The organism is Glycomyces luteolus (assembly GCF_027622875.1).
GTDB lineage: Bacteria > Actinomycetota > Actinomycetes > Mycobacteriales > Micromonosporaceae > Glycomyces > Glycomyces luteolus.
Genome location: NZ_JAPZVP010000025.1, coordinates 54,986 through 75,940 on the forward strand (window position 1 = coordinate 54,986; position 20,955 = coordinate 75,940).

The 20,955-nt window shown below is 69.9% G+C and carries 15 protein-coding genes; 10 read left to right on the plus strand and 5 right to left on the minus strand.

Annotated elements, in window-relative coordinates; all coding sequences use genetic code 11:
- Positions 1-15: 15 nt before the first annotated feature.
- Positions 16-1,587, minus strand: coding sequence for a sugar transferase (locus tag O1R50_RS23395; protein ID WP_408612801.1), 1,572 nt, complete (start codon positions 1,585-1,587; stop codon positions 16-18).
- A gap of 216 nt (positions 1,588-1,803) precedes the next feature.
- On the opposite strand from O1R50_RS23395, the gene O1R50_RS23400 reads away from it, so the two are divergent.
- Positions 1,804-2,964, plus strand: a complete 1,161-nt coding sequence (locus O1R50_RS23400; RefSeq protein ID WP_270112672.1) for a glycosyltransferase family 4 protein — start codon at positions 1,804-1,806, stop codon at positions 2,962-2,964.
- 8 nt (positions 2,965-2,972) lie between these two features.
- Here the strand turns inward: O1R50_RS23400 and O1R50_RS23405 are convergent, their stop codons facing one another.
- A complete protein-coding gene (locus tag O1R50_RS23405) occupies positions 2,973-3,674 on the minus strand; it encodes a CDP-alcohol phosphatidyltransferase family protein (RefSeq protein ID WP_270112673.1) in 702 nt (233 codons plus the stop codon).
- 260 nt (positions 3,675-3,934) lie between these two features.
- Between O1R50_RS23405 and O1R50_RS23410 the strand changes: the two genes are divergently transcribed.
- Entirely contained in the window at positions 3,935-5,431 is a 1,497-nt protein-coding gene (locus O1R50_RS23410) for a glutamate--cysteine ligase (protein ID WP_408612802.1), read from the plus strand.
- Between the two features lie 309 nt (positions 5,432-5,740).
- On the opposite strand, the gene O1R50_RS23415 is transcribed toward O1R50_RS23410, so the two are convergent.
- Positions 5,741-6,937 carry a hypothetical protein gene (locus O1R50_RS23415; protein WP_270112675.1) on the minus strand — a complete coding sequence of 399 codons (1,197 nt, stop codon included), beginning with the start codon at positions 6,935-6,937 and terminating at the stop codon, positions 5,741-5,743.
- Positions 6,938-7,259: 322 nt separating this feature from the next.
- Between O1R50_RS23415 and O1R50_RS23420 the strand changes: the two genes are divergently transcribed.
- The 3 genes from O1R50_RS23420 to O1R50_RS23430 all read left to right on the plus strand — a co-directional run bounded on the left by O1R50_RS23420 (position 7,260) and on the right by O1R50_RS23430 (position 11,880).
- Entirely contained in the window at positions 7,260-8,534 is a 1,275-nt protein-coding gene (locus O1R50_RS23420) for a serine hydroxymethyltransferase (protein WP_270112676.1), read from the plus strand.
- 206 nt (positions 8,535-8,740) lie between these two features.
- Entirely contained in the window at positions 8,741-10,324 is a 1,584-nt protein-coding gene (locus O1R50_RS23425) for an LPXTG cell wall anchor domain-containing protein (protein WP_270112677.1), read from the plus strand.
- Between the two features lie 308 nt (positions 10,325-10,632).
- Complete coding sequence (locus O1R50_RS23430) at positions 10,633-11,880, plus strand: LPXTG cell wall anchor domain-containing protein (protein ID WP_270112678.1); 1,248 nt, start codon at positions 10,633-10,635, stop codon at positions 11,878-11,880.
- Positions 11,881-12,034: 154 nt separating this feature from the next.
- Here O1R50_RS23430 and O1R50_RS23435 read toward each other — a convergent pair whose 3' ends face one another.
- Positions 12,035-12,253 (minus strand): hypothetical protein, encoded by a 219-nt coding sequence (locus O1R50_RS23435; protein WP_205325913.1) that lies wholly within the window; start codon positions 12,251-12,253, stop codon positions 12,035-12,037.
- 324 nt (positions 12,254-12,577) lie between these two features.
- On the opposite strand from O1R50_RS23435, the gene O1R50_RS23440 reads away from it, so the two are divergent.
- Positions 12,578-13,402, plus strand: a complete 825-nt coding sequence (locus O1R50_RS23440) for a P1 family peptidase (protein ID WP_270112679.1) — start codon at positions 12,578-12,580, stop codon at positions 13,400-13,402.
- Positions 13,403-13,533: 131 nt separating this feature from the next.
- Positions 13,534-14,460, plus strand: coding sequence for an endo alpha-1,4 polygalactosaminidase (locus O1R50_RS23445; RefSeq protein WP_270112680.1), 927 nt, complete (start codon positions 13,534-13,536; stop codon positions 14,458-14,460).
- Here the strand turns inward: O1R50_RS23445 and O1R50_RS23450 are convergent.
- Positions 14,442-15,929: a GGDEF domain-containing protein gene (locus O1R50_RS23450; protein ID WP_270112681.1), complete on the minus strand. Its 1,488-nt coding sequence runs from the start codon at positions 15,927-15,929 to the stop codon at positions 14,442-14,444. The genes O1R50_RS23445 and O1R50_RS23450 overlap by 19 nt on opposite strands.
- A gap of 232 nt (positions 15,930-16,161) precedes the next feature.
- Here O1R50_RS23450 and O1R50_RS23455 point away from each other — a divergent pair, with 232 nt between their 5' ends.
- The 3 genes from O1R50_RS23455 to O1R50_RS23465 all read left to right on the plus strand — a co-directional run bounded on the left by O1R50_RS23455 (position 16,162) and on the right by O1R50_RS23465 (position 20,871).
- Positions 16,162-18,435 (plus strand): LCP family protein, encoded by a 2,274-nt coding sequence (locus tag O1R50_RS23455; RefSeq protein ID WP_270112682.1) that lies wholly within the window; start codon positions 16,162-16,164, stop codon positions 18,433-18,435.
- A gap of 91 nt (positions 18,436-18,526) precedes the next feature.
- Positions 18,527-19,666: an LCP family protein gene (locus O1R50_RS23460; protein WP_270112683.1), complete on the plus strand. Its 1,140-nt coding sequence runs from the start codon at positions 18,527-18,529 to the stop codon at positions 19,664-19,666.
- A gap of 53 nt (positions 19,667-19,719) precedes the next feature.
- Positions 19,720-20,871, plus strand: a complete 1,152-nt coding sequence (locus O1R50_RS23465; protein ID WP_270112684.1) for an LCP family protein — start codon at positions 19,720-19,722, stop codon at positions 20,869-20,871.
- Positions 20,872-20,955 lie beyond the last annotated feature (84 nt).

Below are 20,955 nucleotides of genomic sequence, written 5' to 3' on the forward strand. Positions count from 1 at the left end.
CCCCGCTGTGCCCCGTCAGTACGCGCCCTTTCGGCGCAACACTACAGCGACGGTGCGGAACAGGATCTGAAGGTCGGTCGTGAGCGACCAGTTGTCGACGTAGTAGAGGTCGAGGCGGACGGCGTCGTCCCAGGACAGGTCCGAGCGGCCCGAGACCTGCCAGAGGCCGGTGATGCCGGGGCGGACGAGCAGGCGGCGGCGCACGTCGCCGAGGAAGTCGCCGTTCTCGGCGGGGAGCGGGCGGGGGCCGACGAGGCTCATCTCGCCGCGGACCACGTTGATGAGCTGCGGGAACTCGTCGATGGAGGTGCGGCGCAGCCACTTCCCGACGTTGGTGATGCGCGGGTCGTCCTTCATCTTGAACAGCAGGCCGTCGGTCTCGTTGTGCATCATGAGCGCGGCCTGGCGCTCCTCCGCGTCGATGTACATGGTGCGGAACTTCCAGCAGGAGAAGGTCTCGCCGTCGCGGCCGACCCGGTTCTGGCGGAAGAAGACCGGCCCGGGGCTGTCCATCTTGATGGCGATGGCGACGCCGAGGAACAGCGGCGAGAGCAGTATCAGGCCGAGCACGGAGGAGGAGATGTCGAGGACGTTCTTGATCAGCCAGCCGATGCCGGAGATCTTCGGCTCCTCCACGTGCAGGAGCGGCAGGCCCTCGACGGGGCGGATGTGCACGCGCGGGCCCGCGATGTCCGTGAGCTGCGGGGCGACCACGAGGTCGCGGCCGGTGCCCTCGAGCTGCCAGGCGAGGCGGCGCAGGTCGGAGGCGTCGGCCGAGGCCGAGCCGCACACGGCGAGCGTGTCGGCCTCGAGCTGCTCGGCGCAGGTGACGACGTCGGTCCCGGCGAAGACCGGGACCGGGGTGTCGAGGTTGCGGACCGAGGAGGCGCCCTCGGTCACGTATATGCCCACGGGGACGAGGCCGGCCGCGGAGGCGCGGCGGACCGTCCGGTAGACCTCGAGCGCCTCGGGGTAGGAGCCGATGAGCAGGACGCGCTGCACGCCGCGCCCGGAGGCGCGCATCCGGTGGAGGCCGTAGCGGGCCCCGTAGCGGAACGCGCAGACGAGGACGGCCGCGGCCAGCAGGATCACCGCGACGGCGACACGCGAGACGTCCGCTTTGAAGGTGAGCGCGGCGAAGGAGACGAGGGCCAGCATGAACATGGAGGCGCGGATGGTGCGCTTGAACTCCTCGTTGCCCATGCCGAAGTAGCGGCGGTCGTAGGAACCGGTGCCCCACAGGGCGAGCAGCCACGCGAGGGGCAGGAGCAGCCATACCGTGAGGTAGAAGAAGTGCAGCTGGTTGTCGGTGTCGAAACCGGCGCTGGGGGAGGCGGTGAGGTTGACGGTGATGACGCTGGCGAGGAGGGCGGCGAGCAGGTCCGCGCCGACGAGGGCGGCCTGGTAGTACCGGTGCCAGTTGGAGGCGCGGACGAGGCGGCGCCAGGTGGAGCGGGTGACCCCGTTCGTCACGAGCTGCGGGTCACCGGATTCGCGAGTTCGGGCCACCGGCGTCCCCGTCCGTCCGTACGGAGCACCCCCACTTCCGTGGAGATCCTTTGCTGGGCGTTCCAGGCTCGTAGCCACTGCACATCCCTGCGGTCGTCAGCTTACGGTGGAGGTGAGTGTCGGGGGCGGAGATCAGCGCTGCGTCTCTGACTGCGCCTTCTCGAGCTGGGCGGCCCGCCGACACGGTACCCGACAACCTACACCTATTCCGCTCCTGCGGTATGTTCGGCCGAGCTGAAAGCCGTCCACGCCACCCCGCCACCGCATGACACAGCACCGCAGAAGGACCGCCCTGTGAAGATCGTCATCGCCCACAACCGGTACTCCTCGGCGCAGCCGTCGGGCGAGAACACGATCGTGGACTACGAGATCGGTGCGCTGCGCGAGGCGGGCGTCGAGGTGGTGCCGTTCCTGCGGTCCTCGGACGAGATCGCCTCGCTTCCGGCGCATAAGAAAGCAGTACTCGCCGCGTCACCGGTCCACGCGGCCGGGACGCAGCGGGAGCTCGCGGCGCTCCTCGATCGCGAGCGGCCCGACCTGCTGCACTTGCACAACCCGTACCCGCTGCTGTCGCCGTCGGTGGTGGGCACCGCCCACAAGCACGGGGTCAAAGTGGTGCAGACCATTCACAACTACCGGCACGACTGCGTGAACGGGCTCTACTTCAGGGACGGCCACGACTGCCGCGACTGCCACGGGAAGCGCTGGAACGCGCCCGGCGTGATCCACGCCTGCTACCGGGGTTCGCGGGCGCAGAGCGCCGTGATGGCGGTCGCGCTCGGCGTGCACCAGGGGACGTGGCGCGGCGTGGACCGCTTCATCGCGCTCACCGACGCCATGGCGGACTACCTGCGGAGCATCGGCATCCGCGACGACCAGATCCAGGTGAAGCCGAACGCCGTGGCCGACCCCGGCGCCGTGCCGCTCGGCGAGGGCTTCCTGTTCGGGGCGCGGCTGGTGCCGGAGAAGGGCGTGGCGCTGCTGCTCGACGCGTGGCGGCAGGCCGACCTGCCCGGGCAGGTGCTGCGCATCGCGGGCGACGGGCCGCTGCGGTCCCTCGTGGAGCGTGCCGCGGCCGAACGCGGCGACATCGAATACCTCGGCCAGCTCGAACCCGCCGAGCGGGACGCGGCCCTCGCCGCCTCCGCCGCGGTGGTCATACCCTCGATCTGGCAGGACATCCTGCCCACCACCGGCATCGAGGCGCTCGCGGCCGGGCGTGCGGTGGTGGCGACGCGGATGGGCGGGGCGCCGTTCATCGCCGGGGCCGGCACCGAGGCGCCCGCGGGCGTGGCGGTCGAGCCGGACGCCGCGGCACTCGCACGCGGGCTCGAAGCGGTCGCGAACGACCCGGCCTATGCCGGGAACGCCAGGGCGCGTTATGAATCGGTGTTCGCTCCCGAGGTGACGCTGCGGCGGCTCATCGAGATCTACGAGGAGCTCATCGAGGCCTGAGGCCCGCCCTAGCGGAGGGTCGCGCGGGCGTTGCTCGCGATGCTCGCGAGGAGGAACAGCGCGTTCACCGCGCCGAAGCCGACCAGGACCACCCACATCAGCTCGGGCCAGATCAGGGCCAGCGCGATCACCGCGATGACGGCGCCGTAGTCGCGGACGAGCTTGATGAGGCGGACGGCGATGCTGGTGCTCTTGACCATCGAGACGCCGTCGTCCTCCTTGGCCATGACCGCGGTGACGAGGTTGGTCATCCACAGCGCGGCGAAGGCCGCGCCGCACCAGGCGGGCATTTCGGGGGTGTAGGCGCTGGTGACGGCCACGACCACGGCGACGACGGAGGCCTGGATGGCGATGTCGCAGAGGATGTCGACGCGTGCGCCCGCGTCGGAGCCGGTGCGGGTGACGCGTGCGAGCTGGCCGTCGGCGCAGTCGAGCATGTAGGCGATCTGCCAGAGGACGAGTGCGGCGAGGGCGACGGGCCACCACGGTGCGCCGTCCTGGGCCGCCGGGATGTAGGCGATGACGCCGGTGCTCACGCCCACGCCGATCACCAGGTTCGCGAGTGAGAGGTGGGTGGGCTTGAGGCCCGTTCGCCATGCGGCGTAAGCGAAGTAGGCGGCGCCGCGCTGGTCGAGCAGGGTGGCCAGGCCGCCGCCGCGGTGGGCGGCGAGGAAGTCGGCGGGGCGGTGGGGCGGGCGCTGCGGAGTCACGCGGGCATCCTATAGGGCGCACGTTCCGTTCCCGTTCGGCAGCGGAACGCGGCGTGGATGACGCCGGTCATGAGCTGCCCTGATACCGATAGTGAACTTCGGAAACCCGGTTGTGTCAAGATCACGACACTACGAGCGACCGCCGGTCCCTAATATGAGCGCGATCCACACCATTTGGGACGAAAGTGCTTCTCCCTTGGTAGCCAGCACATGACCGAACGTCTTAAGGTTGATGGACCTTCATTCCTGGGGAGGAAAATATGGGGGACGAGGTGACCGGTTCTGCCTTGCGGCACTGGGATCATCCCGCGTACACGGCGAGACTCCAGGCGGGTCGGACAGCCCTTGCGCAGCTGCTGGCCGACCGGCGGCTCGACCGCGACAGGCCCATGACGGGCCTGGAGCTCGAGCTCGACCTCGTTGAGCCGACAGGGGATCCGGCGTTCGCCAACGATGCGGTGCTCGAGCATCTGCACACCTCGGGCGAGGAGGACGCGCTCTACGGCGCCCAGCATGAGCTGGGCGCCTTCAATATCGAGTTGAACCTGCCGCCGCGGCTCCTGGACGGGGCCGGGATCTCCTGGTACGAGAGCGATCTGGCGGCGGTGCTGTCCGAGGTGCGGGAGGCCGCGGACAAGGCCGGGGTGCGGGTGTGTCCTATCGGGACGATGCCGACGCTGTCCACGGACCACATGCACGTGGAGGCGCTGTCGACGGCGCGGCGGTACCGGATCCTCAACGAGCAGATCATGTCGCAGCGCGGGGAGGACCTGCGGATCGACATCCGCGGGGCGGAGTCGGTGGACTTCACGTCGTCGTCGATCGCGCCGGAGTCGGCGAACACGTCGGTGCAGTTCCACCTGCAGGTGTCCCCTGAGGACTTCGCCCGCTACTGGAACGCCGCGCAGGCGATTGCGGGCGTGCAGGTGGCGATGGGCGCGAACTCGCCGTACCTGTTCGGGCGGCAGCTCTGGGCGGAGACGCGGGTGATCCTGTTCGAGCAGGGGACCGATACGCGGAGGGCGCACCAGCGCGAGGCGGGGGCGAGGCCGCGGGCCTGGTTCGGCGAGCGGTGGATCGACGGGGTGCTGGACCTGTTCGATGAGAACTACCGGCATTTCGCGCCGCTTTTACCGCTGTGCGACGAGGAGGACCCGCTCGCGGTGACCGCGGCCGGCGGGGTGCCGTCGCTTCGGGAGCTGCGGTACCACAACGGGACGGTGTACCGGTGGAACCGCCCGGTCTACGACGTCTCCTCGGGGCGCCCGCATCTGCGGGTGGAGAACCGGGTGGTCGCGGCGGGGCCGACGGCCGCCGACATCTGCGCGAACATGGCGCTGTTCTACGGCCTGGTGGTGCACTACGCGAACGCGCCGGTCCCGCTGTGCGAGGAGATGGACTTCGCTCAGGCGGCGGCGAACTTCCGTTCGGCGGCGCGGCACGGCATCCATGCCGACCAGTGGTGGCCGGGCCGGGGCCTCGTCCCGGCGCGCACGCTGGTGCTGGAGGACCTGCTGCCGAAGGCGGCCGAGGGTCTGGCGGCGATGGGCGTGGTCAGCCGGGACATCGGGCGTTTCCTCGGGGTCATCGAGGCGCGGTGCCGCCGTGGTGTGAACGGCGCGACCTGGCAGGTCGCGCGCGTCCAGGTGGCCGAGCACCGGCAGCGGCTGGAGCGGCGGGACGCGTTGCGGGCCATGGTGCTCGACTACGCGGCCCGTTCGGCGGACGGCAAGCCGGTGCACGACTGGGAGGTCTGAGCGGCCCGCCCACGCTCGACTGAGCGGGTCGAGCGGATCGCTGGCGCTCGGCTCGGAGGTTCGGGCGGATCGCCCGCGAATCTGCGGTGATACGACGGCGGAGGCCGGGACCTGGGGTCCCGGCCTCCGATTCGCGTCTGCCGGGCTGCGCCGCCTCGGCGATGCCGCCGGCGGCGGCTATAGGGCATGCCCCTTCCCACCCGCATCCGCCTCCGACCAGCCGAAGAAATGCGATGACTGTCCCACACGGGTCCGACATTCCGGCGAACGCGAGGATGCGTCGTGCGCCGCTGCCGGCAGCGGCGGCCGTCAGGCCTCGGGGTCGGTCTCCGGCGTCGTCTCGTCTGAGCCGAGCTTGCGGCGGGTGCGCGCGGTCTTGCGGGCGCGGCGCTTGGGCTTCTCCTCGGTCTTCGCCTCCGGGTCGGCCGTGAGGGTCGCGCCGCCTTCGACGGGCTTGAGCTCCTGGACCCAGTCGAGTTCGGGATCGGGGCCCTTCGCGGGGAGGTCCTTGGTGTCGCCGGTACGGGTGTCGTCGTAGGCCGAGGCGGGCTCGGGGACGGTCCAGCCCGGCGCCGTCTCGACGAGGCCGGTGCGGTCCTCCCGGGGTTCGGGCTGCGGGGCGTCGTCGATCTGGCCGCCCGCCTTCGGCAGCGCGCAGACGATGAGCGAGCCGAGGAGCCCGGCGATCGCCGCGTACGGGCCGACGAGGATCACCGACATCGCGTCCGCGCCGTCGACCGGCGAAGGCCCGGCGTAGAGATGCGCGACGGTGACGATGAGCGGGCCGGCGATGCCCGAGGCCGCCGCGATGCGGTAGCCGGAGCTGGTGATCGGGCCGCGGCGCGCGAGTACGGCCACGACCACGCCGATCAGCGCCGAACCGACCACGAACGGGACCGAGATCGCGAAGCCGCGCGTGCCGAGGAACGTGTCCGGCCCGGCCCACGAGCCCCACACGGCGAGCTCGTTGACCGGGGTCGCCCGGTCGCCGATCTCCACGAACACGGCGAGGATCGCGAGCACCCACACCAGGACCACCGAGGCCCCGACGTTGACCGCGACCGAGCGGGAGCTCAGCCCGATGAGCGCGAGCGCGAAGCCGACCGCGGCGCCGAGCCCGGCCGAGATGAGCGGATCGATGGGGAAGCTGTTGAAGACCGCGCCCTGCTCCGCCGAGAGCGACACGAGCGGGCCGACGGCGAAGGCGCCGAGGGCGCTCGCGAACACTGCGGTCACCCGGATGCCGGGGCCGAGCCGGGCCGAGGCGCGGGAGCCGATCGCGCCGGAGGCGAGGCCGCCGACCACGCACGAGGCGGCCGAGAACCAGGCCACCCACGCGAGGTTGGCATTCGAGCGGTAGTCGAGGACGGGGTCGGCGGCGCCGGGTGCGGCGTCCGCCCAGGAGAGGAGCCCGAAACCGTAGGCCAGCCCGAGCTGCGCGAGGGCGGCGAGCGCCGCGACCGCGAACCCGGCGCCGACGGTCTTCGCGGCGTATCTAGGTGACATACGTCGCACCGTACTGCGTGTACGCAATGGAGTCTCGGACGGCCGATCGAGTGAGAAGGGACGATCACGCTCACGGCTCGCAATACGGAAGGCGCCCCCCGCGTCGACGACCTGGGCACTCGTCGCCGAACGGCATGGTTTGTCCGTCTCGCGAGCCTCGCCGGCGGGCGCGCGCCAGCGGCCCGCGGGCCTCACCGGGGAACCCGTCTCACAGGTGAGGAAATGCGGGGTGCCCAGCTCAGAGGACCCGGCTATGCTCGGGGCATCAAGGCCACCTGCCCGGTCGCCGTGCGAGATCATGCCGATCAGCGAGGAGCATTGCATGTCCGACGCCTACGAGGCCCTCACCGCGTCACTGGCGGCCGTCGACCCCGAGATCGAACAGGCCATCGAGAACGAGGGTCGCCGCGAGTCCGAGAAGATCCGCCTCATCGCGTCCGAGAACTACGTGTCCCAGGCGGTCATGGAGGCGACGGGGTCGATCCTGACCAACAAGTACTCCGAGGGGTACGCCGGGAAGCGCTACTACGAGGGCCAGCAGTTCATCGACGTCGTCGAGCAGCTGGCCATCGACCGGGCGAAGTCCCTCTTCGGGGCCGACCACGCGAACGTCCAGCCGTACTCCGGCTCCCCCGCGAACCTGGCCGTCTACATGGCGTTCCTGAACCCGGGCGACAAGGTCCTCGGCATGGGCCTGCCCGCGGGCGGGCACCTGACCCACGGGGCGAAGGTCTCGGCCACCGGCAAGTGGTTCGACGCCGTGCAGTACGGGGTCCGCCGCGACACCGGCCGCATCGACCTCGACGAGGTCGCCGAGATCGCGCGCCGCGAACGTCCGAAGATGATCATCTGCGGCGGGACCGCGATCCCCCGCACCGTCGACTTCGCGGGCTTCAAGGCCATCGCCGACGAGGTCGGCGCGGTGCTCATGGCCGACATCGCGCACATCGCCGGGCTCGTCGCGGGCGGGGCGCACCCGACCCCGGTCGGGCTCGCCGACGTCGTCACCACCACCACGCACAAGACCCTGCGCGGCCCGCGCGGCGCGATGATCCTCACCAAGGAGGAGCACGCGAAGGCCATCGACAAGGCGGTCTTCCCGGGCCTCCAGGGCGGCCCGCACAACCACACCACGGCGGCGATCGCGGTGGCGCTGAAGGAGGCCGCGAAGGACTCCTTCAAGGACTACGCGGCGCAGATCGTCAAGAACGCGAAGGCGCTCGCGGCGGGCCTGACCGCCCGCGGGTTCGACCTGGTCTCGGGCGGCACCGACAACCACCTGATCCTGGTCGACCTCACCAGCAAGGACATCCCCGGCAAGCCGGCGGCGAAGGCCCTGGACGCGGCCGGCATCGAGCTGAACTTCAACTCGGTGCCGTTCGACCAGCGCAAGCCGTTCGACCCGTCGGGCCTGCGCATCGGCACCGCCTCGGTGACGACCCGCGGCATGACCGAGGGCGACATGGACCTCATCGCGGGCTGGATCGACCGGGCCGTCGCCGCGGCGAAGGACGGCAAGGACGCCGAGCTCGAGGTGATCGCGAGCGAGATCCGCGAGCACACCAAGGCGTTCCCCATCCCGGGCTGGAAGGCCTAGCGGGTCCACTGACGACACTGCAGCCTCAGGGCGCTCGACCGTAACGGTCGGGCGCCCTGTTCGCTGTGCCCTCAAGCACATCCGTAGATTTCTCGAATCCGCCTGCAACAGGTGACGGGCCGGCTGCGTCTAGTTGATATCAAGTCCTCCCGATCGGCGGCGCCCCTGACCACGGCGGCACGGTCACTCCTCAAAGGAAACCACCCATGCATTCGTCATACCCTCGGCGCGCTGGACGGCGCGCGCTGGCCGTGCTCGGCGCGGCCGCACTCGGCGTCGGGGCGTTCGCGCTCCCGGCCGCCGCGCAGACCCCCGAGCCCGCCGCCGACGTCGTCTTCGACGAGCCCGTCGAGGCGGGCGCCGACCTCGCGACCGGCGCGATCCACCTCGTGTTCGGCGACGACTTCGAACCCGGCGAGCACGACGTGACCGCCCAGCTGAGCGTCTACGGCGACGGCTGGGAGCTCGCCGGCGGCACGACCGACGACGGTGCCTGCGCGCTCGGCGGCACCCCCGAGCAGTGGGTGAACTGCACCGCCGCGGACGCCGACGCCGAGATCGACTTCGCGTTCGACTACCTGGCGGGCGCCGAGATGCCCTCCGGGGAGTACGACTACGCGCTGCTCATCGGCATCGACGGCGTGAACCTCGAGCCGATCAACGGCACCGTCGAGGTCGACGGCGACGACGACAACGGCGAAGACCCGACCGAGGACCGCCCCTACCTGCACGGCAGCACCGAGTACACGGACATCAAGCCCGGTGAGGGCGTCCAGGTCGCGGCCGACTTCCTGCAGGCGGAGCCGCTCCCGGAGGACACCGCGGCGGTGGTCGTCACCGCTTTCGGCTCCGACTACGTCCTCAACGGGCTCACCCGGGCGACCGCCGGCTACGACAACTGCACCGCGTACGAGGACTCGGTCTCCTGCGTCGTCACCGACTTCGAGGACCTGCCCGAGACCGTGTTCGGCTTCGCCGACCCGATCACCTACGAGGTGAGCGGGTCCGCACCCGGCCCGGTCGAGGTGTGCGGCTGCAGCTACTCGGTGCGCACCGTCAACGCCGACGAGCTCGAGGAGCACTACGGCGGCGTGTTCTGGGACGAGGATTCGGACAACCTGTTCGGGCTCCGCGTCGTCACCGAGCCCGAATCGGAGTTCGAGGACCCGGACTCCGGGTACATCGGCATCACCACCGCGCCGCACCCGTTCGACCTGTCCGTGGCCGCTTCGAATGCCAAGGGCGCCAAGGGCGACCAGGTCCTCCTCACCGTCCCGGTGAAGAACCTGGGCACCGCCGACGCGTGGTCGTTCTTCGACGGCCCCGGCTCGTACGGGCTCATCGGCGAGCTGCCGAAGGGCCTGGAGCTGGTGAAGGTCGACAGCGACGGCGACACCGTGAACTGCTTCGAGCCGGACGACGGGTACGTCAAGGACTCGTTCCCGAAGTCCGACCTGAAGAACGCCGACTTCGTGTGCCTGTTCTACGGCCTGGACTCCGGTGAGTCGTTCGACTTCAAGTTCACCGTGAAGATCACCGACGCGAACGCGAGCGGCAAGGGCACGCTCGAGGTCGCCGCGATCGACAACGACGGCTACCCCGGTGTCGCGGACGCCGTCGCGACGAACAACAGGGCCGACATCACCGTCAACGGCAGCGGCTCGCCGAAGCTCCCGAAGACGGGCACCTCGTTCGGGCTGATCATCGGCGTCGCGGCGCTGGTGCTCGTGGTCGGCGTGGTGCTGTTCGTCCTCTCCTCGCGCCGCCGCAAGGCCGACGCCGCGGAGTAGGCGCAACGGCCTGACTCGCAAGGAAACCAGCGGCGAAGGGGCCCCCGGCGGGCGGCCGGGGGCCCGTGGCGGCCCACGCGGTGCACCGGGGTTCACCATGGGAGCCGGGGTGTCGGCCCACCGGCCTCCCTCCCACCCAACCCCGGGGGGTCGGGCCCCCGGCGGGCCGGCGGGGCCCCCTTCGCGTCCCACTCGTTCACCGGAAGTTCACCTTCGAAGCCGCATCAGATGGCGACGGCCGCACGTTGCCGTTGCGAACCTGTTCTTCTCCCCCGCGCCCGGCGGGGACGGCAGAGGGAGCCCATCTGATGGCCACAGCGAACCCCCTACTCGGACGCGCGGTGGAAAGCGCGGCCGTCCTGATCCTTAGTGCCGTCGGCATCGGCGTGTTCGCGCAGCCCGCGACCGCGCAGGACGACGGCGTCGCCTTCCCGTTCATCCACAGTGACCTACCTTTCGCGGAAGTCGAACCGGGTGAGTCGATCCCGATGACGCCCACGCTGTTCCAGGAGGACCCGCTGCCGCAGGACACGGCTGCGCTCATCGTCAACTTCTCCGGCTCATCCGGGTCCGGCTTCATCCGCCCGCAAGTCGGCATCGACGCCCCCTACGACAACTGCGGCTGGGGCCAGCACTATCCGCAGACCATGTACTGCGTCATCACTGATTTCGAGGACCTGGTCGGCTCCGCCGTCACGATCACCGACCCGGTCACCTACGAGATCGACTCGAAGACGGCGGGCCCGGTCGACATCTGCAAGTGCGACTATCGCGTGTTCGCGGTCAACGCCGAGGTACTCGACCGCGACATCGGCGAGCCCACCTGGGACCCCGACTCCGACAACCTGCTCGGGCTCACCGCGACGGACTCGTGGGACGGCCCCTCGTCCGGCGAGAGGCCCGAGGAATCCGGTGAGATCCTCGTCGAGACCACCGAGAATCCTTACGACCTCGTGGTGGAAGACATCGAGGTCGCGGGCCGGGAAGGCGAGGAGGTCGACACGGGCGTCTCGGTCGCCAACCTGGGCACGGCGGACACACTCTGGACGGAGGAAGTGCCCGGCTCCATCGCATTGCGCGGGCAACTGCCCGACGGACTCGAGCTCACCGGGATCACCAGCCCCGGTGAGCCATGGCCGGAATGGACGTGCCTGGAATCCGAGGAGGAACTCGCGGAGGAGTACCAGCGGGTCGGCGCCGCGACCGAGCTCGAGCGGTTCGACTTCGCCTGCTTCGCCTTGTACATCGACGCCGGTGCCGAGCGCGGGTTCGCGCTGGCGCTCGACATCGTCGACGCCGACGCGGTCGACGGCGGACGGATCGAGACCGACGTGGTCACCGACGCCGACGGCTGGCCCCCGGTCCTCGAGAACGACTTGGAGAACAACCGGGCCGACATCCTCGTCGACGTCGAAGACGCGGCCCGGCCCCAGCTCCCGGCGACTGGTATGTCGATGACCACGGTGCTGATCGCCGCAGCGGTCGCATCGGCGCTGGGTGTAGCGCTGTTCGCGGTCGCCCGTCGCCGCAAGGCTGATGCCGGGTCCGAGGCATGAACGACGCCGGAGGCGGGCCCCGCCTTTCGGCCGGGCCCGCCTTCCGGGAGAGCGAAACGCGCCCGGCTCTTGAGAAGCCGCAGCGCGTCGCGTTCTAGTGATGTCGAGTTTGCAGTCTTGGCCGGCGCCTTGTGGGCGCGCTCGCCTTCGATCCTTAGCGGGCCAGACCGGCGAGGGCGCGGCCCTCGATGCGGTTGGCCGCCCGGCGCAGGACGCCGGCGGTCGAGAGGCGGACCTTCTCCGGGCGGGTGACGCCGAAAGCGTAAGGCTTGTCGGCACGCCCGTCGTCAACGACCGGGGCGTTCGGCAGGGCCGAGGTGGCAACGGTGTTGGCGGCGTCGACTGCGAGGTATGCACCTACGAGCTCGTTCATGATGATTCCTTCCCGGCAGGGTAAGCCGGTTCGTGGATCTTTCTTGGGGAACCGCTCGTCGATGACGCCATTGTCGACGGCGGGAATCCGGTGCGATCGCGATGGACCGCCTCCGGGCCGGGGCTTGAGAGCGGTTGCGGGTTCACCGTCCCGCTCCTGCTTCCCTCGGCTTCGTACTCAATGCTAAGGCGTGCGCGTCCGGTTGAGCCAGGGATTTTGCGTGGGTCACAGGTGTCCCGCAACACTGTCCACAAAGACCTTAGTTACCGTTCGGTTATCGAATTGGAGGAGCGGTTCGCGGGGGCATGGCGGTAGTCTGTCCGGATGCGGGACTTGGGAGTTCGCGTCGGCCACTGGACCGGCGAGCACACCGGCTGCACGGTGCTGCTGTTCGAGGAGGCCACGACCGCTTCAGGCGAGGTGCGGGGCGGCGCCCCCGCCAGCCGCGAGATCGAGCTGCTCGACCCGCTGCGCTCGAACACCGGCATCGACGCGGTGCTCCTCACCGGCGGCTCCGCCTTCGGGCTGGCCGCCGCCGACGGCGTCATGCAGTGGCTGGCCGAGCACGACCGGGGCATTACGACCCCGGGCGGGAAAGTGCCGATCGTGCCGACCCTCGGGCTCTTCGACCTCGACGGCTCGGGCACGGTTCCGGGGGCGCCCCAAGGATATGAGGCGTGCGACGCGGCGATGGCGCCGTTCGAGCCGGCCCTCGACGGACCGATCGGGGCGGGCCGGGGCGCGACGGTCGGCCAATGGCGGGGCGTGACACTGCCCTCGGGGCTGCGGACGGCCACGGTGTGGGCCGGGCCGGTCGCCGTGTGCGCGCTAGCGGCGGTGAACGCGTTCGGCGAACCGGGGCCGCTGGACCGGGAGCTGCTGCGGCCCGAGGGCTTCGCGACCGGCTCGTTCGGGAGGAACACGACGATCGGGGCCGTCGTCACGAACGCGCGGCTCGACAAGGTCGAATGCGCACTGGTCGCGCAGGGCGCGCACGACGGCCTCGCGAAGGCGATCAGCCCGGTGCACACGAGGATGGACGGCGACGCGTTTGTCGCGGCCTCCACGGGGACCCTGGAAGCGTCGGTCGACGTGGTGCGAGCCCTCGCGGTGGAGGCGGTGGCGGAAGCGATCGGCGAGGGCATCTGAACGACGAGAAAGTGAACGGAGCGTCCGGGGCGAATCGGGCGCCCGCAGGCGCCCCCGGTATCCAAGGTACGCGGCGGGTCCGACATCGTCGCGCGGTCAGGTCGCGGCGCGAGTCGCCTATGCTGCACCACATGAGACGCTTTCGCACCGCCCTCCTCGTGATGCCCCTGCTCCTCGCGGGGTGCACCGGCGCCACCGAAGCGGATCCGACCGGCGGGCCTGCAGCGGACGATGCGGCGACCGACGCCGCCGAGCCCGCACAGCAGCCGGCCAGCTGGATCTATCAGCTCTCCGGGTACGAGGACGACGGACTCGAAGCGCTCGTCGCCGCCCCGCATGACGCCGCCGTCATCGACCTGGCGCGCGACGGCGGCGAGGACTACTTCACCGCCGACGAGATCACCGCGCTCAAGGACTCCGGCAAGACCGTCTACGCCTACTTCACCATGGGCTCCATCGAGACCTACCGGCCCGAGCACCCCGCCGTCGCCGACACGGACATGGTCCTCAACCAGTGGGGCGACTGGCCCGACGAGTACTTCGTCAAGTACTGGGACCAGCGCTGGTGGGACCTCGTCATGCAGCCCCGCCTCGACCAGGCCATGACCGCCGGATTCGACGGCGTCTACCTCGACGTGCCCAACGCCTACGAGGAGATCGACCTCGCGCTCGTCCCCGGCGAGACCCGGGAGTCGTTGGCGCAGAAGATGGTCGACCTCGTCATCGCCGTCGACGCATACGCCGGCGAATCACTCGCCGTGCTCCCGCAGAACTCCCCCGAACTGCGCGAATACCCCGGCTACCTCGACGCCGTCGACGGGATCGGCATCGAAGAGCTCTTCTTCCTCAACGCCGACGAGCCCTGCGACCACGACTGGTGCGCCGAGAACCTCGACCACACCCGCGCGATCCGCGACGCCGGGAAACTCGTCCTCGCCGTCGACTACGCCGCCGAGGCGGCCAACACCGCCGCCGCCTGCGAGCGCTACGAGACCGAAGGCTTCGCGGGCGCCGTCGCCGGCGTCGACCTCGACACGGTCTACGAACCGTGCCCCTGACGCGGAGCCATTGAGCCGCTCCCCTCCCAGAAGTTCTTGCGCGAGCGCTTCATCTGGTACATCGCCTGGTCCGCCGCCCACAGCGTCTGCGACGGGTTGCCGCCCGCCGCCAGGCGCGCCCAGCCGATCGACACGTCCACAGGCGTACCCGGCACCGAGTACTCCCAGTTCTCGCTCGACACCGCCACCCGGATGCGCTGCGACACCGCGTCCGCGTCGTACTCCGTCGCCCCCGGCAGCACCAGGATGAACTCGTCGCCGCCGGTGCGCGCCAACAGGTCCCCCGTCCGCACCACACTCGACAGGAGCGCCGCGACCCGCTGCAGGATCACGTCCCCCGCCTGGTGGCCGTGCGTGTCGTTGACCGCCTTGAACCCGTCCAGGTCGAGCACCGCGATCATCCCGTCGCCATCCACGTCGGACAGGAACTCGTCGAGGCGCCGCCGGTTCGGCAGGCCCGTCAGGTCATCGGTGTTCGCACGGTCCGCCCAGCCCGCGACCGCCCGCCGCAGCTGGTCCCGGTCCACCAGGGCCCCAGCCGAATCCAGATAGATCGTGTGGAACTCGTTGATCTGCTTGTACAGCGCATAAGTCGTCGCGTGCGCCGCGAGGATCGACGCCGCGTGATCGCCCTTCGCCACCAGCGCCAGCGAACGCAGATGCTGCGGCTCCATCACCCCGAGCGTCTCGTCCCCGATCTCCCGCGCCTCCAGCACCTCCAGGGCCTCCAGTCCCCGCGCCAGCGCGATGAGCCGCGACGCCCGCGCGAGCGTGCGCAGGTCCATCGCCTCCACCGACGACGTCTCGTCCGGCAGCAGATGCTCCACGGTCCAGTTCTCGCCCACCCCGAGCAGGCTCACCCGCGCCAGCGCGTAGTGGATCCACTCGATCTCGCGCGTGTCGAGCTCGTGCAGGCTCGGCTTCACCCGGCGGAGCTCCTTGAGCAGCAGGTAGTTGCAGGCGCGGGCGTCGCCGGTGTAGTAGCGCAGGAGCGCGTCCCGGACCCGAACCTCGACGCCCTCCACCGAGGCGCGGCCGACGCCGGTGCCCTCGGCGAGGGTGTGGCACTCGTCGAGCGCCTGGGAGGCCTGCTGCTGGTAGCCGCAGTTGGAGAGGATCACGGCGAGGTCGTACCAGGCGTCGACGGCGGCCTGGCTCTCCTCGGTCATGGCCTGGAGGGCGCGGCGCGAGAGCACCAGCTGCTCGGCGGTGAGGCCGAGGGCCTTGATGTAGTGGTGGTAGTACCAGGCCGCGAGGGCGTGGTACTTGCCGGTGAGGCGGGGGTCCTGGCAGCGGGAGACGGCGGCGCCGGCCTGGTCGATGGTGCCGGGGATCTTGTCGGTGGCGCGCTGGCTGATCTGGCCCTGGAGGATGAACAGCCAGGCTTGGGCGCGCTGGTGGACCGTGTCGGAGTTGTAGACGATCCAGGTGGCCTCGGCGACGGCCTCGGCGACCTGCCCGGACCGCATGAGGGCACGCAGACGCCGGTACTGATCGGCATAATCACGCGCAGACGTGATCCCCCTCCGTGGCGTCACGCGCTCTATCCTGCCACCGCCGCGCCGATATATCCAGTGGCGCACGTCGTGGCCGTATTCGCCTTGTGTTCTCGAATGGGCAAGTGCCCGAACCGTTTTCCTCCGTGGACCGTTCGCGGCGCATAAAGTGGGAGCAGTGCCCGAAATGGAAGGATGGTGGGCTTTGCTCCCTACACGTCCGTACAGTGCGCGGCCGTGCAGCGCCTGCGGTGAGCTCCTGCCGACGGCGCCCGGTGCCACGGTGCTCGCGTGCGAGGCCTGCGGCACGGAGCTGCACGGCCGCCCGGCTTCGCGGCGGCTCGTCGACCCCGACTGGATCGCTTTGGCGCCCAAGGCGAAGCTGCGGTACGCCGACGACACTCCGGCGCTGCTGACGGCTCCGGAAGGGCTCGTGCCGTTCCGGGTGGAGCGGGCCACCGCGAGGCGGCTGCTGCGCGATTGGGCGCGGCGGCAATGGTTCGCGCCGCGGGCGCTCCGGCGGATCGACGAATCGGAGTCGTTCAGGGGCGCTTACCTGCCGTTCTGGGTGTGGCAGGCGCGCACGCGGTCGCGGTACAAGGCGGCGAGGGGCGACTACCAGTGGGCGCAGGGCGGCGGGGGCCGGGTGCGCAGTGTGCGGTGGTCGCCGGCGGCGGGGGTGGTGGACCGGGACTTCCCGGCGGTGCCGGTGGCGGCGACGTCGCTGCTGGAGGGGGCGGCGCTGGCGGATCTGTGGCGGGACTGGAGGCTGGGCCGGGCGGTGGCGTTCGAGCCGCGGATGCTCGACGGGTACTGGACGCAGGCGTACGACCTGGAGCCCGAGGCGGGCCTGGAGTCGGCGAAGGCGCGGATGGCGGCCGAGGTGGAGCGGGGGGTCCGGGCGCGGGTGGGCGGGGACGAGCAGCACGTGCCGAGCATCGAGACGGCGTACGCGGGGCTGGGGTACCGGCTGGTGCTGCTGCCGGTGTGGCTGGTGTCGTTCCCGCACCGGGGGCGGCGGCGGATGGTCGCGGTGCACGGTGAGAGCGGCCGGGTGGTGGGCGAGCGGCCGTTGAGCGGGCCGAAGCTGCTTTCTGCGGCGGTCCTCGCGTTGGCTGTGGCGGGGGCCATACTGTATTTCTGTCTTTTATCCCTTTCGTCCTGTCCTGCAAGACAGCCGGGCAGTAGACGACACGCGCACCCGTTGCACATGCTCTATGGTTCCTGGAACGCAACGCGCCAGCTGAGCGGCGCGTGTATCCCTCAGAGCGCGCCAGCCTCCCCCGGCTGCGCCTCGGACACCCCACAGACAGTTCCGGGAGAGGCAATGGGCAGCCCGATGAAACACGCCGTCGCGAAGGCGTCGTCGCCTTGGTGGGCGAAGGCCATGGTCGTCAGCGGCGCCATGGTGATGGTCATCTCAGGCGGCGGCGCGATCGCGGCCCAGGTCGGCGTGAACGTACTCGAGGACTCGGTGAACCAGGCCGACCTGCTCGGCGAGCAGCGGGTCGAGGCCGAGGAGGGCGAGCAGATCACCGGCCCCCTGAACTTCCTGGTGCTCGGCACGGACGAGCGGGTGGGCGCCGGGGGCGAGGCCCGCACGGACGCGGACATCATCGTGCACGTCAACAAGGACCTGACGCAGGTCAGCATGATCTCGCTGCCGCGCGACCTCTATGTGGAGATCCCGTCGGGCGTGCCGGCGTCGGAGACGAAGCTGACCGAGGCGTTCGCGTACTCCGAGGACTGGGGCGAGTCGTTCCAGAACACGGCCGAGACGATCACGAACCTCACCGGGATCCAGTTCGACGGCGGCGCGATCGCGAACTTCGAGGGCTTCCTCGACATGGTCGACGAGCTGGGCACGATCGAGCTGTGCCCGTGGCACGAGATCACCTCCATCCACGGGGACAAGAAGACCTATCCCGAGGGCTGCGCCGAGTACAACAAGGAGGACGCCCTCGACCTGGTGCGCCAGCGCTACGGGTGGGACTCCGACGAGGACTACGCGAACGGCACGTGGGGCGACTTCGGCCGCCAGAAGATGCAGCAGCAGGCGATCAAGAAGATCCTGGAGCGCGCCAAGGAGAAGGGCTACGCGACCGACCCGACGAAGGCGGTGGACCTGCTCAACAGCTTCGGGGACGCGCTCACGCTGGACGTGGGCTCCTACAGTCTCATCGACATGATCACGCAGATGCGCGACGTGGATCCGAACGAGATCATCTCCATCGGCACGCCCTCCTCCGAGGGGAACATGAACGGCACCTCGTACGTGTTGATCCACGAGGGCACCGACGAGGAGGCCGCGGCGGACGCCCTGTGGGAGGCCATCGCGAACGACACGATCGACGAGTGGGCCTGCGCGAACGACCAGTGGCTCAGCGGCGATTCGAAGCCGGACTGCGCGGTGGCGCCGGTCGACGGCGGGCAGGGCGCCGGCGAGGAGACGGCGAGTGACGAGCCGACGGTGAACTGAGGTCCCGCCGCCGGCCGACACTCCCGCAACCCCTCGCGTTTACCGAAGCGTGATATGTAGTGAATAATGCTGACCTGACCATTGGAGTTGCATGGCTGGCAAGAGCGGCGCGCCTTGGTGGGCGCACATGATGCTGTACGCGGGCGGACTGACCATGGTCGTCGCCGGGGGTGCGGCGGCGGTGGCGCAGATCGGCTACAACACTGCGAACGGCGCGGTCGAGAGCGAGGAGATCCTCGACAACCGGGCCGAGATGGACGTCGAGAACATCGAAGGGCCCTTGAACATCCTGGTGCTCGGGGTCGACAAGCAGGGCGGTTCGACCCGGTCCGACACGATGATCATGGTGCACGTCAACAAGGACCTGACCGACGTGTCGATGGTGTCGCTGCCCCGCGACCTGTACGTCGAGATCCCCGACTGCGGCCCCGACTGGGGCAACAACACCTGCATGCAGAAGCTCAACCACGCCGCGTCCATCAGCGACGACTGGACGAACGTGACCCTCCCGAACGTGGTGAGCACGATCGACGGCCTCACCGGCGTCGAGTTCCACATGGCCGCCACGGTCGACTTCAACGGCTTCATGGACCTGGTCGACCTGGTCGGCGAGATCGAGCTGTGCCCGTGGGAGGAGATCCAGTCGATCCACGGCGACAAGAAGGTCTTCCCGGAGGGCTGCGCCTACTACGGCAAAGAGGACTCGCTCGACCTCATCCGGCAGCGGTACGGCTGGACGGACTGGGAGAACGGCCTGGGCGGCGACTACGGCCGCCAGGCCATGCAGCAGCAGGCGATCAAGGCGCTCATCAAGGAGCTCAAGGCCGACGGGTACCACAAGGACGTCGGGAAGCTGACGGAACTGTTCGAGGGCCTGGAGGGCAAGCTCACGCTCGACCTGCCCGAGGGGCTCACGGCCGTGGACCTGGCGATGAACCTGCGCGATCTCAACCCTGAGGACATCACGTCGATCCGGGTGCCGGCGACGTCGCAGCAGACGGAGGTCGGCGCTTCAGAGGTGATCACCGAGGGCGAGCTGCAGACCGCGGCCGACGCGCTGTGGGCCGCTCTGCAGAACGACACCATGGACCAGTGGATCGCCCAGTACCCGCAGTGGGTCAAGCAGACCGGCAGCTCGGCGACGGAGCCGACCGGGACCACCGACGGGACGGCCGACGAAGCGGCCGACGGCACGGCTGACGGGACCGCCGACGAGACGGGCGGCGGCTGACAAGGCCACCGGGCCCGCGTGCAACCGCGCGCCCGCGCCGGAGCGTCACTCCTATGGCAATGTGGACCGCACACCACTGGAGTGACATGGCCGTCAAGACCGGAGCGCCCTGGTGGGCGCACCTCATGATGTACGCGGGCGGCCTGACCATGGTCGTCGCCGGCGGGACGGCGGCCGTGGCGCAGTTCGCTTCGACCACGGCCGAGAACGCCGTCCCTCAGGAGAACATTCTCGGGGACGCCCAGGCCGAGGTCGAGGAGATCAAGGGCCCGTTGAACATCCTCGTGCTCGGCGTCGACAAGCAGGGCGATTCGACCCGGTCGGACACGATGATCCTGGTCCACATCAACGAGGACCTCACCGAGACGACGATGGTGTCGCTCCCCCGCGACCTGTGGGTGGAGATCCCCGACTGCGGGCCCGGGTACAGCAACAACCCGTGTGAGAACAAGATCAATCACTCGGCGTCGATCAGCGGCGACTGGGAGGTGACGCGCCCCAACGTGGTGCAGACGATCTTCGATCTGACGGGCGTCGAGTTCCATATGGGCGCGACGGTGGACTTCGAGGGCTTCCTCGGGCTGGTCGACATGGTCGGCGAGATCGAGCTGTGCCCGTGGCACGAGATCCAGTCGATCCACGGGGAGAAGCGGACCTTCCCCGAGGGCTGCGCGATGTACGACAAGGACGAGTCGCTCGACCTCATCCGCCAGCGATACGGGTGGTACTGGGACTCGGACTGGGAAGAGGGCCGCGGCGGCGACTACGGGCGCCAGGCCATGCAGCAGCAAGCGATCAAGTCGCTGCTCAAGGCATTCAAGGAAGAGGGCTACCTCACCGATCCGGGCAAGCTCACCGACATCCTCGAGGGTTTCGGGGACTCGCTGACCATCGACAAGCCGGACGAGTGGACCGTCACCGACCTCGCGGTGAACCTGCGCGACATCGACCCGGAGAGCATCACCAGCGTCCAGGTGCCTTCGACACCGGACAAGACGACCTTGGACGGGACACCGGTCGACATCGTCATGACCCACGAAGGTGCGGAGCAGGAGGCGGCCGACGCACTGTGGGCCGCACTCCAGAACGACACGCTCGACCAGTGGATGACGCAGTACCCCGAGTGGGTCAAGACGCCCGGCAAGACTTCGACCGAGACGCCGACCGGGGCCGCCGAGGAGAGCGCGAGCGCGACGACCGACTAGAGCGAACACGAGGAGCGGGGGGCGGGGGGCGCCCGGCCCCCCGCCGCGGGGTGGCGTACTGCCCCGCGGCGGTGGGGCGCGCCG

Excerpts from the sequence above, each read along its gene's own strand:
- O1R50_RS23425 (WP_270112677.1), top strand. The coding sequence starts at position 8,741 with ATGCATTCGTCATACCCTCGGCGCGCTGGACGGCGCGCGCTGGCCGTG.
- O1R50_RS23435 (WP_205325913.1), bottom strand. The coding sequence starts at position 12,253 with ATGAACGAGCTCGTAGGTGCATACCTCGCAGTCGACGCCGCCAACACC.
- O1R50_RS23420 (WP_270112676.1), top strand. The coding sequence starts at position 7,260 with ATGTCCGACGCCTACGAGGCCCTCACCGCGTCACTGGCGGCCGTCGAC.
- O1R50_RS23410 (WP_408612802.1), top strand. The coding sequence starts at position 3,935 with ATGGGGGACGAGGTGACCGGTTCTGCCTTGCGGCACTGGGATCATCCC.
- O1R50_RS23430 (WP_270112678.1), top strand. The coding sequence starts at position 10,633 with ATGGCCACAGCGAACCCCCTACTCGGACGCGCGGTGGAAAGCGCGGCC.
- O1R50_RS23450 (WP_270112681.1), bottom strand. The coding sequence starts at position 15,929 with ATGCGGTCCGGGCAGGTCGCCGAGGCCGTCGCCGAGGCCACCTGGATC.
- O1R50_RS23440 (WP_270112679.1), top strand. The coding sequence starts at position 12,578 with ATGCGGGACTTGGGAGTTCGCGTCGGCCACTGGACCGGCGAGCACACC.
- O1R50_RS23415 (WP_270112675.1), bottom strand. The coding sequence starts at position 6,937 with ATGTCACCTAGATACGCCGCGAAGACCGTCGGCGCCGGGTTCGCGGTC.
- O1R50_RS23465 (WP_270112684.1), top strand. The coding sequence starts at position 19,720 with ATGGCAATGTGGACCGCACACCACTGGAGTGACATGGCCGTCAAGACC.
- O1R50_RS23460 (WP_270112683.1), top strand. The coding sequence starts at position 18,527 with ATGGCTGGCAAGAGCGGCGCGCCTTGGTGGGCGCACATGATGCTGTAC.
- O1R50_RS23445 (WP_270112680.1), top strand. The coding sequence starts at position 13,534 with ATGAGACGCTTTCGCACCGCCCTCCTCGTGATGCCCCTGCTCCTCGCG.